This is a genomic window from Bradyrhizobium sp. SYSU BS000235 (assembly GCF_049747295.1).
Taxonomy (GTDB): domain Bacteria; phylum Pseudomonadota; class Alphaproteobacteria; order Rhizobiales; family Xanthobacteraceae; genus Afipia.
In genome coordinates this window covers 1,914,618-1,927,305 of sequence record NZ_JBMHJM010000001.1, presented here as the reverse complement: position 1 = coordinate 1,927,305, position 12,688 = coordinate 1,914,618, and the positions used below count along the sequence as shown (strand labels likewise).

Below are 12,688 nucleotides of genomic sequence, written 5' to 3'. Positions count from 1 at the left end.
TCAACCTCCGCTGCACGGGCGTTTTTGAAAGCACACTTCGGGTGCTTGCTATGACTAAGTTCTTCAACTGGCAGGAGCTTGATCGGGATCAAGAAAGAGTCCTTCGAAAAGGACTGTTCCCCTGAGTACAACAGCACCATGAAGGTCGCCAACCGCCCCGAGAATAATTGCCTCCGTGCCAGCAACAGACGATCGCGCAATTAAGCAGATTCGATGGTCACACGCGCTTTTGCCAAGGTTTCCTCTGGCGTTCCTGAGGCATCAATGAGTGTCCAATCTACGCCACCGATTTCATAGTTCTCTTGCTGCTGCACAATTTGCGTTGTCGCATCGGAGGCATCGTTGACCCGACTCCCGACTCGCCGCAGCCGCGTTGCAAGGTCCGCATGCAGGAAGAAACCGACGAATGGCACGTTTACAGTTTTCGCCAATTTTGTAATCTCTGACCGCTGTTCAGGTTTCGTAGAGGCGGCGTCGATGATCACCGAGTAACCATGGCGCAGAATGCGTTCCGCTCGATCAAGTACTTCTTCGTAGACCAGTCGTGACACCTCAGATGTATAACTTTCAGCCGGTAAGCGCTCGGCATCGGAAACACCGAAGCGCCGCTTCCGAAATATGTCGGAGCGCAGCACAAGCGCTCCCGGCGGCGGTCCTGGAAACTGCGCCAGTTTGCGCGCCAAGGTCGTTTTCCCGGTGCCGGAGAGCCCCCCGACCGCAATGAGTTTCGGAGCCGCAGGCTTGATAAGTGAGACTGCTAGAGAAAAATAGGCTGCGGCCGTCTCTCTCAGCGCGTGACTTTCCTTTGGGTTTCTATGGCGGCGAGCCAAGAGCACGTTCGCCCGTATACCGGCCCGGATCGACATAAAAAGTGGAAGAGCTATCAGGCCATCCAGATCCTCCAAGGTCGAGGATAGCAGATAGCGGGCAAGAATAAGGTTCGCAGCTTCCACTTGCTCGTAGTGGAGAAGATCCATCAAGATGAAGGCAAGATCGTAGAGCACGTCGGTTGTTGCGACCGCAGGGTCGAACTCAATGGCGTCAAAGAGAGCGGGTTTTCCGTCAATAATGGTAATGTTTGAAAGATGAAGGTCTCCGTGACAGCGACGGATAAGTCCGTCACGTTCGCGGCGCTGCAGAATTGGGAGAGTTCGCTGAAAGAAAGCGTAGCTGTTTCGTTCCAGGTCTTTGACTTCTTGCGAGTCGAAAGATCCCGCGAATGCCGCGGAATTCGCCTCAATTAAGTGAGCAATGGATGGAAGCCAGGACGATTGTCTCCTGATTGGAGCTTCCTGATGCACGGTTCGGATCGCATCCGCGACGCCTTCGGAGAGAGCCCGATCGATAGCGCCCTGTGCGGCAAGTTTGTCGAGTGTGCGACTCTCATCGAATCGGAGCATATCGACGGCCCACTCGACGACCGTGCCCTGGCCGTCAATTTGTAATGATCCGTCGGAGTTCTTCGTGATCGGAACACAGCCTCGATAAATTTGTGGAGCGAAGTTGCGGTTGACCTCAATCTCCTGCTCGCACGCCTTTTTTCGCTTCTCGAGCGTCGAGTAATCAAGAAACGGAAATTTGACGGCGCGCTTCACCTTCAAGGCGCGGGTGCCAGCCAGGAAAACTGAAGCGGCGTGCGTATCGATACGAACGGGATGTTCGCCATGCGTTAGGGGATCGCTCAAGAAGGCAAATACACGATCCTGATCCGCAGTGTCCGGCACCGGTGCCGATGCGCTGGCCGTCTCAGGGTCTGAGGACTGCTGCACCAACAAAATCTCCGTTACGCAGGGCGGTCAGGACCTCGTTGGCCTGATCGAGGGGAAACAACGTGGTCCGTGTCTTGATCCTGGCCTGTGGTACGATTTTCAAGAAATCGATCCCGTCCTGGCGCGTCAGATTGGCAACAGACAGGATGTGCCGCTCCTGCCAAAGGAGGTTATAGGAGAAGGACGGAATGTCGCTCATGTGAATGCCGGCACAAATCACCCGGCCGCCTTTGCGCACAGCGCGAAGCGCTGCGGGAACAAGCGCTCCGACAGGAGCGTAGATAATCGCGGCATCAAGAAGATCAGGCGGCTGCATCTCAGATGAGCCAATCCACGAGGCTCCAAGCTCCCTCGCAAGTGACTGTGCCGCGGTGTCGCCGCCCCGCGTGAAGGCGTAAACCGATCTGCCTTGCCATCTTGCGACTTGAGCGATGATGTGACCCGCGGCTCCGAAGCCGTAAATGCCTAGACTTTTCGCGTCCGCTGCCATTGTGAGAGACCGCCAGCCAATCAAACCGGCGCATAGCAGCGGTGCGGTCGCGACGTCGTCACTCTCATCCCCTAGGGGGAATGCGAACCTGGCATCAGCAATGGCGTAAGTGGCGAAGCCTCCGTCACGCGTATAACCGGTAAATGACGGAGCGTCGCACAAGTTTTCCATCCCGGATCGGCAGTAGGGACATGTGCCGCAGGTGTGTCCCAGCCATGGGATCCCCGCGCGATCTCCAACTTTGTGCGTTGTCACTTTAGGGCCGACTAGATCTATATGGCCGACGATTTCGTGTCCCGGAATGATCGGATATTTGATGTGCGACAGCTCAGCGTCGATGACGTGCAGATCCGTTCGACACACACCACATGCGCTGATCTTGACCCGGATTTCCTCTGGACCCGGGACCTGATCTGGAATCTCCCGCATCTCCAGTTTTTTACCTGGGCCATCCAAAATCATCGCTCGCATGTGCACGCCTCACAAAGGGCACCGCCCCGCTTCGCTACATCAGTAAGCGAGTTGGCTCTCAGACCCTGATACGAGTTTCTCTATGCACGTCCGACGGATTATTGCTTTGACGTGCCTCAAGCGCCGCCGCGTGGAATGAACTCCCGCTTCTTTGCGCGAGATCAATGATCGCGGTTTCAATTTAGGCAGGCTGCATATTCCTCAAAGGAGGCAGCGATGTGTTCGCCCAAAGCTGACCACGTGCAACGTGAGGAAGCTCCTTCCTTCAAACGACGGGCGCCAGACCTTGAGCGGTACTCGATTCGCGCCTCAAGCTTTGATCAACGAGAGCGCGAGAAGGCCCTGCGACAAGCGCTAACGTTACGAGCGCTACTTATGGTCCTGGAAACAGAGCTGTTAGCCCTCAAAGATAAATTTGGGAAGAAAGGGTCAAGCAATGCACGGACTTAAACTTCCGCACAATTCTCTGGTGCTTGTCGCCGATGGACGACGCGCACTTTTTCTCCGAAATGACGGAGACGAGTTGTTTCCTAATCTAACTCCGGCCTGCGTGTTCAACGATAACAATCCGCCGACGCGAGATCAGGGGAGTGATCGTCCCGGACGCGTTTATGATAGCTCGTCGAGCCGCCGCAGCGGTGTCGAACAGACTGACTGGCATCTCATAGAAAAGGAGCGATTTGCAGAGGAAGTAGCCGCTTCGCTCGAAAAATACGTCGAACGAGAGAACGTGCGTAAGATAGCCATTGTTGCCCCTCCTCACACAATCGGCGAGCTAAGAAAGACGCTGAACACACACGTTCGCGAACTCATTGTCGCAGAAATAGAGAAAGACCTTACGAAGCACGCTATCAGCGAGATCGAGGGATACATTTCCGAGTAGCGCGAAACTCGCGTGTCGAAGGATGCGAAGCTATGCCGTACAAATTACTCGAAGATCTTCCGCCATCGATCCAGATGCACCTGCCTTTGCACGCGCAGGAAATATATCGCGGAGCCTTCAACAGCGCCTGGATGAGCTACTCGGACCTTTCACCGGCGCAGAAAGAGGAAGCTGCGCACCGCGTCGCATGGGCAGCCGTCAAGCGCTCATACCATAAGGAAGGAACACAATGGGTGCGCACCGAAGGAAAAGGAGACTTCTAGAACCTGCCGTAATTCGGCTGCGGGTTCTGAGACATCTCTTCATCCTCCGGCGAGAGATAATAAAGTGCAGACAAGGAGTCGACCCAAGATAGGTGGTCGTGAACGAGTACGACCCCGCTGACGTTTTCGGCCGCAACAATACTCGCTCGTCGGCTTCGCTCGTCAGTAATCATGCCGCTTAGATGGACTATTCCGTCTCTTACAATGACTTCCAGATTGGCCGGTTTCCAATCCTCTTTCTCGATTGCTTTTCGCACGCGATCTCGGATGTGGTCATCATCAGCAGTGGGATCCGGGATATCGCGAGCTAAACTGGCAACAGCCTGAAGCAAGTTCGATCGCGTGACCATTCCGACGACAGCTTTGTCCCGCAAAACGGGAATACGCTTAATGTTGTTCTTCTCCATCAAGCTGACGATCTCTTCGATTGATGCATCTTCCGACACTGTTATAGGTTCGGTTGTCATCACATCCGCAACAACCCGGCCATTCTCTTGCACGAACTCCGCAGCCATCTTACCTGCGCCAAACAGCAACGTAATCCACCGACCACGTCGTCTCCCAGTCCCGATCTCGGATCGTCGAACAAAATCAGCCTCAGAGACTATGCCGACCAAACGGCCTGAACTGTCAACGACAGGCAGCCCACTGATGTGTTCGTTCAGCATCGTCCTCGCCGCGTCCGCGATAGATGTCTGAGGTGAGGTCGTGATAACCCGTCGGCACATAACCTGATGCGCGCGCATGATGTACTCCCGCACTCGAAAGCTACGTCAAGCGAATAGCGTGCTTGGCACGAGGCGGATTGATATGCCTCAAAAACGCAGCGCTTTTTTCGAAGATCGTTGAAGAACCGGAAGCTGCTAACCTTGCGCCTTGATGTCGCTCGGCGTCTCAATGGTGCCTATTGAAATTCCGCTCAGCTTGGCGCGTCGTCTTACTCGGCGCGGGCCTCGCAGTCCCCCCCCCCCGTCGAACAGGCCACAACTCGAGACTGATCTGTTTGTCAGCGATCGCTCTGGAGACGAGGTCTCACGCGAATTCCCATGGCGATCGTCTCTTCAAACTGAAACTCCACGCCAGCTTCCTCAAGAGTGGTTCTCAGGGTGACCAGCGTTCGCTCATGAGCTGATGACGTGTTATTGGTTTCGTAGGCTGCAATCGTTCTTTTGGAGACGCCCGATCTCTCAGCAAGCTCGTCCTGCGTCCAGGATAGCCAGCCTCGCGCAGCCCGAAGTTGCTCCGGTGAGATCGGCTGGAGGCGGGAATTAACCATAACTTCCCTTTGTTTCTTCATTTTTAGTGCAAAAATCGAAATCTGTGCTAAGATATTAAGAGTTGCTTAACCGTCGACGCGCTGCGTGCGACCCGTTCGAAAGCTTCTTGAAATTCCAATTTAAGTCGGACTGTACCAGCGAATCCTTGAGAAGGGTTTTCTGAAAGTGATAACTCGTGCTCGGATCGGCCGCCGTTCAATCCTTGATAGCGGCGCATTCAGGGCAGAGGCACCAGAAGATCTCTCGCAGATCGAATCCTTGGATCCTCATCGCGTACCGGTAATCCATCACTCGCACCAACGGAGTCTCTCATGTCCGTATCGGGGAATCGTGCGCGTTTTTCATCGGTGCCAAACATCGAACCGTTCTCGCCGCTCGCTTGGTGGCGTACTCGTCGGCCTAGCGTCCTTCTATGTCGACAAATCAGAGGTATCCGCGAGGCATTGCTGGGTACTGAAATACACGGCGAATACGATTGGAATCGCGCAATCCTCGGTGATCCCGCCGTTGCGATCGGGATCGCAGTTAAACAGATGAGCGAGCGCAAGATTACAGCTTCTGAGGTCGATCTATCGCTGTCAGCAGTTTTAGCTTGTGCGTTAGAGGGTGATCCAGCGTCAGCAATCGTGATTTCTTCAGCATTACGCCGCCGCTCGAAATGCGATCCGCCTTGTCGGCATCTCAGCCTGCTTTGGCTGGTTGCAAGGCTTTGACGCGTGCGTTGAGTTCGATCGCGGATTCAGTACAGCGACCGGCCTTATCCGTGGCGAACGTAATCGCGGAGGTTTGAGATGTCGCCAATTACACCTTACGGCAGTCTTCATTGTCTCCAAGACACCCTGACAAAAGATATTCGCAAGCTTGAAACTGGTGAAACAGTTTCCCCGGGAAGCGTAAGCAACGCTCCCATGATTGATCGGTGGGAATTCGGTTTGGTGCCGACCAGATGTATTGTTGGCACCATCAGCGGTCATCCTTTTCTAAGTCCCGGGGGCGCGAGCTCGCACGTCTCAGGTAATCCTTTGCGATGCCGTGAACGGCTGGGCGAGAACATGGTCGCGATATTATCGGCTCGGCGCGCCCGAGCCGCCACGCAGCTCAAATGTACCGTAGCAACTTCCCCTCCACGGCCCGAGGAACGGAGAGCAACTGTGCACACGAGCGTCTTGAGGCATGCCTATGCGGCTGTGGATTCTAAGCGATCTCCACATGGAGTTGACCCGCGGCTGGGATCTCCCAGCAATTACCGATCGTCCGCCCTTCGACGTAATGATTGTGGCGGGCGACTTGACAACGCGTATGGAGCGCGGTGTTCGATGGCTCTTGGAGCGCGTACCGGATCAGCACGTGATCTACGTCTGCGGAAACCACGAGGCTTATGGCACCGATCTCGACAGAACAGTCGAGAAAGCGCGTGCCGCCGCCGCCGGATCGAATATTCACGTCCTTCAAAACGATAGCGTGATCATCAACGGCACGCTCTTCTTTGGCGCCACCGGCTGGACGGATTTCAACCTGTTTGGTGATCCTTACCTCGCGATGAGAGTCGCTGGCCAGACAATGAACGACTACCGCAAGATTCGCGTGAGGAATTATGCATATCGCTTGCGTCCAAGGGACACGCTCGCGCGGCATATGGAGACCCGCGCTTTCCTAAAGCGCGAACTAAGCCGACAGAGAAACATGCCCCGCGTTGTCGTGACCCATATGGGCTTTCATGCTGAGGCTGTCCCGGCTGGCCATGAGCAGGATGTGGTTGCCGCGGCATATACAAGTCGTGCGTCCATCAAGGGCGCGGACGTCTGGATTTACGGGCATACGCACGAGAGTCGAGACTTTTTCGCCGGCACTACGCGTGTCGTGTCCAACGCCAAGGGATACGGCCCATGGCACGCGAACGAGAAATGGGAAAACTCGAAATTCAATCCGACTTTCATCGTCGAAATGTAGTGCCAACACACTGGAGACGAGCATGACCAAAAAAAGTTATGCGAAACTGCAACGCCTGCGAAGTCGGAAGGTTTTTCTCGGTAGTGGCGAGCTTCCCGCTATACCGTGGGAACCACAGAATAGGGGTAACACCACCATCAGCGAGTTGTCGGGATCTAACCAAGAGACACTGCCCCTGGATACAATTGCCACTGAGAGCTCGTCAAAGTGTACTCAGCTCTCAACGATCAAAGTTCCAGCTTCGGCGAGATATGCGATTGTTGCGGCCGCGTTTCATCAAGCAACTACAGGTGTAGCCAGGCTGAAGCTAAAGACCTCGGCCTCCTTGGCATTGGTCATACTCGTACCAGGGCCAAGCTGGATCGAACCTGTTAGATCCTTCTTCCTTAGGCGATTTGGCACGCACTGGCAGACCGTCGACCTTTCCACGAAATCTTGGGAAAAAGCCGAACGCAACTCCGATATCGGAAAGTATCTCGCAAGCGGCGTACCGATTGTTGGTGTCGCGGCGGCTCGCGATGCCTTGCCTCCCACGCTGATCACTGCGGCAGATTTCGTCATCCAACTTAATCATCCGAACGGAAGAGCAGTCGGCAAGGCCATCAGATTGACGACCCGACAACGCCCCCCAAGTGAGATCGATGATGACGTCGCCGCCGGCCTAGAGTTCTACGATCTGGTTGCAGCATTCCGTCCAGACTCATCGCCGACAGAAATCATCTCCCGTCTTCAGAGGGCCAGAGTAGCCATTAAGCTCTCCGAACCAACCGATCGCCTGCCTTCTCTCGAAGATGCGGTAGAATACGGAGATGCCAGAGCCTGGGGACTCACTCTAGCAAGGGATATCGCGGACTATCGGGCGGGAAAAATAGCCTGGCAAGATGTCGATCGGGGTGCGGTGATTCATTCCGAGCCCGGCCTTGGGAAGACGCTGTTCGCCAGAATATTAGCCCAAGCCTGCGGTGTGCCAGTTTTAGCGTATTCGGTTTCTGATCTGTTTGCGAACTCCCGGGGCGATCTCGATGGGGTCGTTAAGGCATCACGTGCCATGTTTGAGCGCGCCGCCGCTTCAGCGCCATGTATTCTCTTCCTCGATGAGATTGATGCGTTGCCGAACCGAGCCACGATGTCGTCGCGCGCGCAAGAATGGTGGACGACAGTGCTCACCGACTTCCTACTTAGTCTTGACAACGCGGTGGAGGGCAGGCGGGCTGGCATCGTCGTAATAGCCGCGACTAATAACATCTCCGGCGTGGACGCAGCGGTCCTCCGTCCTGGCCGCCTCGAACGCACGATCGAAGTCAAGCGACCGGATCAAGCGGGCGCTCTGAATATTTTGCGTTACCATCTGAACGGAGACCTTCTACATGAAGATCTCTCGGAGATTGCCGACCTGATCGAAGGGCAAACGGGCGCCGAAATTATGATGACCACTCGTAATGCTCGCCGAATTGCACGATACGAAAGAAGAGCATTGAGACGGGATGACCTCGTGCAAGCGATATCGCCTGTTGGGGAGATTGCGGAGACCATGCTCACGCGTATTTGCATCCACGAAGCCGGACACGCCGTTGCCTCTTTGGCCGTTCCGTACGGTACTCTCAAGAGATGCTCGGCAGGTAGCGGCGGGGCTGTAGCCGGCTTGACCCTCATCCAGAAGGAGGAGGACGACATGCCGACAAGGGATTCGATCGAAAGACGGTCCATTGCCCTCCTTTGCGGCCGTAGTGCAGAAAAGCTCTTAATAGGAGAAGCAAGTATTGGCGCTGGCGGCGACGATGAGTCCGATCTTGCGCGCGTTACCCAGATGCTCGCAACGCTGCATGCATCTACAGGGCTCGGCCACACTCTAATTTACGTTTGCTCGCACAGAGATGCACTTGCGGCCGTGGGTATCGACCGCGAGCTCCGCGAGACGGTTGAGCAACACCTTCAGGTTTTGCAGGCACGCGCGGACCAAGTGGTGCGATCGCATCGGGACGCGATTCTCGCGGTAGCCGATCGTCTAAAGTTGCAGCGCCAACTATCAGGTGAAGAGATTCGCCGAATTGTCCTTTCAACGCAGGCAGGAAAGAACACTGAGGTAAATTCGGTCGAAGTTTAGCGATCCGAAGGTAAATTGCTTCATGTTTCGTATGATAGAGCAACGGTATGAGCATCATGACCAAAATCCTTTGTGTACGCCTTCGGGCGACGTACTTCGTGAGCCAGGCTTAAGCCGCCGAAGATCCGTCAAGGATTCCGCCGGCTAAGCCGGCGGACAGGGTCCGTCTCCTAAGCAATCATCGATCGGTTGAAGGCCGGCAGAGCTTGTCGGCGGGGAGAAGTGCGATGAAACTATGTACAATGATTAAAGCGCGTAGCGGCAAGGCTAAAGTCTAGCAGCTGTTACAGTATCGGCTTCGGCCAGCGTCACGCGACCCGCGCCTGTTTCGTACTATTCTCGAACCTAGCGCGCTTTGACTAACGCGCTCGCAAACACCCCAAAAATGAAACATCGACCGCCGACGACATCGTTGGCGGAGACGGCAGAGCGTTGCTGGTTGCTTGGATCCTAGAACGGTCTGTACCGCAAGCTCCGCTGACGAGGAGATAGGACGATGACTGCCATATCGACACCGCGGCCTGACATCGCGTTTGGGCATAATCTGCCGACCACAAGTGTCTCTATCGTCGCCAGTGAGCCCGGCGGTCAACCGAGGTCATATCGCGCAACGCACAGCAAAGCAGATACAGCAAAGGTTCTTAAAAGTATCTCAGTGCCAGCTGATCCAAGCGGGCAACCGCCGCAACTGACCGTCGGTGAAATCGTCGAGGTGATAGGCGGCTATCGCGCTGCTTCAGTCTGCGTTGAGGTCGAAGCCAGGCGCTTGGCGAAAGTTAGCAAGCGCGTCGCCGAGAACACTCGCCGTTGGCACCGCCGGTGGTTACAGCGCGTCCCAAGTTCAGTTCTGCTCGATCATGGGATTACGCCCTACTCGAACCGACGGAGGCTGTCATGAGCTGGAAATCGATCGCAGCGCCCGCTCTTTTCTGCGGCCGACGGCATGTTGAGCGATCTCCGCTTCATACAAGTGGCCGTCGCTGCGCTCGTATGCGGGTGCTCCACGGGAGAACTTTGCCTGGGACGGTGAACGTATTGTTCCGACGGTCGCCCTAAGTCGAGCGATCGCATCCGGCTGCTCCTTGAGCAGACCCCGGATAGCCCGAGGCAAGTGCCTGAAAGACTGAATGAAACTCGCGTGGCCATGACCGAGCGCGGTATCCAGCGCCCGAACGGCGAAGCTATGTCTCCGCGGTGGCCGAAATGTCGAAAGAAAGAAAAAAGAGACGTACCGCAACTAGTTTGCAGCCGACGTTGGTGAAGATCGTTCGCAGCAAAGATGGCGGCCCGATCCGGACCGTCGTTGAGCGGGGCCATGGAAAGGCGACCGGTATATTCACGTCGAGAAAGAATCGACGTGCGTTTCCGTGGGAAGCGATTGACGAGCGCCACTTCATGTGGATCTCAGAAGTTGACTTTCGAGTGACGTCTTTCCTTGTGCAGCCGTTCCGTATGGAATTTTACTTCGCGAACGGCGAGAAGATGATCTACTTCCCAGATATCGAACGTAGACTTGGGTCCAAGGTCGAAATCATAGAAGTCAAGAAGACCCGAGCCGAAATCGCCAGAGATCCCCGCTACGCGGCAAAGATCGCTCTCGCACGAGCGGTTTCGCGCCGGCAGGGCTGGGAATTTCGCGTAATTTCCGCTGATACGGATCTGCTGCCGACGCAAGCATTCGCGAACGCCAAGCTAATCCGGCTCGATCGGTTCACGGCGATCGGGTCGGAGGATCATGTTCGGCTGCCGGTCGCGCTATTATCGATTCAAACAAGGGCTTCTCGCATCTCGCGGCTCGCTTTCGCGAAAAGAGCGGACTGCGACGCGGCTTTTACGGCAAGAAGAAGGAATTGGGACCGCTCTCGTACTTGGCCACTGACGTTGTCCTTCCACATACGCTAAGAGTATTATTTAAAGAACTCATCAACGACGAGCTGGGGTATCCTGGCGAGGCGGAAGGAGAGAAGTTCCTTACGGTCAATAAAATCTCGGAGACGTTCGACATCGGACTGGGTCCGCTAAAACGTTTATCAATCGAAGGGTATATTCAGACGATTGAGTCGCCGAATGACAATGGTCGTCGAATAGTTCTGATGCGGTTGGCCGATGTTGTTCCCTTAGTGGATCAGATAAAGGACGTGACATCGTGTGTCGACGCTGCGCGGCAACTGCATGTTCCGCCACGCGTCATGAGAGATTTATCTGCGCGCGGATTGGTTGTCGCGCTCAACACCCGCGTTTGCGAAATTGCTGCGTGCGGCGAAGCTTACTCCGCCGAATCCGTCAGAGAACTCCGGCAACGGATCCAATCACGTATCCAGCCGGCGGGGGGCGTTTCCTTTTTTTCTCTCCAAGTCGCAGCTCGGGAGTTTGGCGAAATCGAATTTCCTTGGGCCGCAATGATCGCAGCGATCTTGGCTGATGACGTCGAGGTTTTGTCTACAGGTAACAAGTCCAGTAATCTAAAGCTCAGTTTCGGCGTGCGAGAGGTCGAGAAATTTGCCGTTGGCGTGCGTAACCATATGCGGCTAGAAGAGCGCAGAGTCCACAGCTGGATCTCCGGTGCCACGGCAGCAGCGATTCTCAAGATTCACGTAACGCTGTTTTATAGGTTTGTTGCTGCGCGACCCGATCTTTTCGCGAATCGACGCACTGGCTCGAATTCATATCGACGGGATGAAATCGTAGCCCTTGCAGATCGATACATTTTTTCTGGCGAGATAGCGAGACGAATGGGTATTGCTGCCAACGGTGTAAAGCTCTTTATGAGGGACCACGGCGTTGAACCCGTCCTGGCTCTTCGAGAGAATACAGATTTTATTTACGAACGGGCGAAAGTCCAAGTACCGCAAAATTAAAACAAGACCTCTTAATAATCCGAACAAGCTAGTTGCGAGGGGCTGTCACCCTTATCGTGAGGCGGGCTATGTGAATTCGCCACCGCCGCTATGGGATCCCGTAGCAGGCATTCAAGATTCCTTCGTACGATTGATGTGTCTTGCCGATCGACCGGCGTGCAATCGCCCACTCCCCTTTTAGCAGTCTTGAAAGCGTCCGGTAACAACCCGTCGCACTTCCATGACGACCTGGGGCCTTGGCGACGTAGCCCTCGTTAGCCGTCCTACGCTCGAGGCCCAGGTTGGTCTTTTAGGATCGTATGAAGAAACAATCATCTACGGATTTGAGTCGATCTTATCGTTAGACACGACAGAATGAGTCATTCTTAAAGTCTCAGTCGAGTCGGATGGAAAATGCGGGCTTGCGTCAAATCAGAGGCTTACGTGAATCGCTTTTAAAGTGTACGGATATACTTAGCCGAACGACGGCGGAGCGGAGCAAAGAAATTTGGTCCGTTTTTGCTCCGCTACGCCGTTGCAACTTCTTTCGGCGCCGGCTTCCCGATCTCTTCCGCGACCTGATGTGTCGCGGTGACCACTGCTTTGCCGCCGTGGTTTAGATCCTCATAGAAAGCGTGGCGGTG

Annotated in this window: 11 protein-coding genes; 7 read left to right on the top strand and 4 right to left on the bottom strand. The window is 55.1% G+C overall.

What is annotated here, in order from left to right:
• Window positions 1-200: 200 nt before the first annotated feature.
• Together ACP0KA_RS08955 and ACP0KA_RS08950 are read right to left on the bottom strand one after the other, a co-directional pair.
• A complete protein-coding gene (locus tag ACP0KA_RS08955) occupies window positions 201-1,769 on the bottom strand; it encodes an AAA family ATPase (RefSeq protein ID WP_424631526.1) in 1,569 nt (522 codons plus the stop codon).
• The gene (locus ACP0KA_RS08950) at window positions 1,747-2,730 is read right to left on the bottom strand and encodes a zinc-dependent alcohol dehydrogenase family protein (protein WP_424628464.1); all 984 of its coding nucleotides are present in this window, start codon (window positions 2,728-2,730) and stop codon (window positions 1,747-1,749) included. The genes ACP0KA_RS08955 and ACP0KA_RS08950 overlap by 23 nt, the downstream gene beginning before the upstream one ends.
• Before the next feature lie 436 nt (window positions 2,731-3,166).
• Between ACP0KA_RS08950 and ACP0KA_RS08945 the strand changes: the two genes are divergently transcribed.
• Both ACP0KA_RS08945 and ACP0KA_RS08940 read left to right on the top strand, forming a co-directional pair.
• On the top strand, window positions 3,167-3,613 hold the full coding sequence (locus ACP0KA_RS08945; protein ID WP_424628463.1) for a host attachment protein: 447 nt from the start codon (window positions 3,167-3,169) through the stop codon (window positions 3,611-3,613).
• A gap of 32 nt (window positions 3,614-3,645) precedes the next feature.
• Window positions 3,646-3,876: a ChaB family protein gene (locus ACP0KA_RS08940; RefSeq protein WP_424628462.1), complete on the top strand. Its 231-nt coding sequence runs from the start codon at window positions 3,646-3,648 to the stop codon at window positions 3,874-3,876.
• Here ACP0KA_RS08940 and ACP0KA_RS08935 read toward each other — a convergent pair.
• Both ACP0KA_RS08935 and ACP0KA_RS08930 read right to left on the bottom strand, forming a co-directional pair.
• The gene (locus ACP0KA_RS08935) at window positions 3,873-4,622 is read right to left on the bottom strand and encodes a CBS domain-containing protein (protein ID WP_424628461.1); all 750 of its coding nucleotides are present in this window, start codon (window positions 4,620-4,622) and stop codon (window positions 3,873-3,875) included. The two genes, ACP0KA_RS08940 and ACP0KA_RS08935, sit on opposite strands and share 4 nt — an antisense overlap.
• Window positions 4,623-4,882: 260 nt before the next feature.
• Window positions 4,883-5,152, bottom strand: coding sequence for a helix-turn-helix transcriptional regulator (locus tag ACP0KA_RS08930; RefSeq protein WP_424628460.1), 270 nt, complete (start codon window positions 5,150-5,152; stop codon window positions 4,883-4,885).
• A gap of 312 nt (window positions 5,153-5,464) precedes the next feature.
• Here ACP0KA_RS08930 and ACP0KA_RS08925 point away from each other — a divergent pair, with 312 nt between their 5' ends.
• From ACP0KA_RS08925 to ACP0KA_RS08905, 5 genes are all read left to right on the top strand, one after another.
• Window positions 5,465-5,866, top strand: coding sequence for a hypothetical protein (locus tag ACP0KA_RS08925; RefSeq protein ID WP_424628459.1), 402 nt, complete (start codon window positions 5,465-5,467; stop codon window positions 5,864-5,866).
• A gap of 460 nt (window positions 5,867-6,326) precedes the next feature.
• Complete coding sequence (locus tag ACP0KA_RS08920; protein WP_424628458.1) at window positions 6,327-7,103, top strand: metallophosphoesterase; 777 nt, start codon at window positions 6,327-6,329, stop codon at window positions 7,101-7,103.
• A 22-nt stretch (window positions 7,104-7,125) separates the two neighbouring features.
• Window positions 7,126-9,207, top strand: a complete 2,082-nt coding sequence (locus ACP0KA_RS08915; RefSeq protein WP_424628457.1) for an AAA family ATPase — start codon at window positions 7,126-7,128, stop codon at window positions 9,205-9,207.
• Window positions 9,208-10,410: 1,203 nt separating this feature from the next.
• Window positions 10,411-11,109 (top strand): Tn7 transposase TnsA N-terminal domain-containing protein, encoded by a 699-nt coding sequence (locus tag ACP0KA_RS08910; protein ID WP_424628456.1) that lies wholly within the window; start codon window positions 10,411-10,413, stop codon window positions 11,107-11,109.
• The gene (locus ACP0KA_RS08905) at window positions 11,076-12,065 is read left to right on the top strand and encodes a hypothetical protein (RefSeq protein WP_424628455.1); all 990 of its coding nucleotides are present in this window, start codon (window positions 11,076-11,078) and stop codon (window positions 12,063-12,065) included. The genes ACP0KA_RS08910 and ACP0KA_RS08905 overlap by 34 nt, the downstream gene beginning before the upstream one ends.
• Window positions 12,066-12,688 lie beyond the last annotated feature (623 nt).

Excerpts from the sequence above, each read along its gene's own strand:
- ACP0KA_RS08945 (WP_424628463.1), top strand. The coding sequence starts at position 3,167 with ATGCACGGACTTAAACTTCCGCACAATTCTCTGGTGCTTGTCGCCGAT.
- ACP0KA_RS08930 (WP_424628460.1), bottom strand. The coding sequence starts at position 5,152 with ATGGTTAATTCCCGCCTCCAGCCGATCTCACCGGAGCAACTTCGGGCT.
- ACP0KA_RS08950 (WP_424628464.1), bottom strand. The coding sequence starts at position 2,730 with ATGCGAGCGATGATTTTGGATGGCCCAGGTAAAAAACTGGAGATGCGG.
- ACP0KA_RS08910 (WP_424628456.1), top strand. The coding sequence starts at position 10,411 with ATGTCGAAAGAAAGAAAAAAGAGACGTACCGCAACTAGTTTGCAGCCG.
- ACP0KA_RS08940 (WP_424628462.1), top strand. The coding sequence starts at position 3,646 with ATGCCGTACAAATTACTCGAAGATCTTCCGCCATCGATCCAGATGCAC.
- ACP0KA_RS08935 (WP_424628461.1), bottom strand. The coding sequence starts at position 4,622 with ATGCGCGCGCATCAGGTTATGTGCCGACGGGTTATCACGACCTCACCT.
- ACP0KA_RS08925 (WP_424628459.1), top strand. The coding sequence starts at position 5,465 with ATGTCCGTATCGGGGAATCGTGCGCGTTTTTCATCGGTGCCAAACATC.
- ACP0KA_RS08920 (WP_424628458.1), top strand. The coding sequence starts at position 6,327 with ATGCCTATGCGGCTGTGGATTCTAAGCGATCTCCACATGGAGTTGACC.
- ACP0KA_RS08915 (WP_424628457.1), top strand. The coding sequence starts at position 7,126 with ATGACCAAAAAAAGTTATGCGAAACTGCAACGCCTGCGAAGTCGGAAG.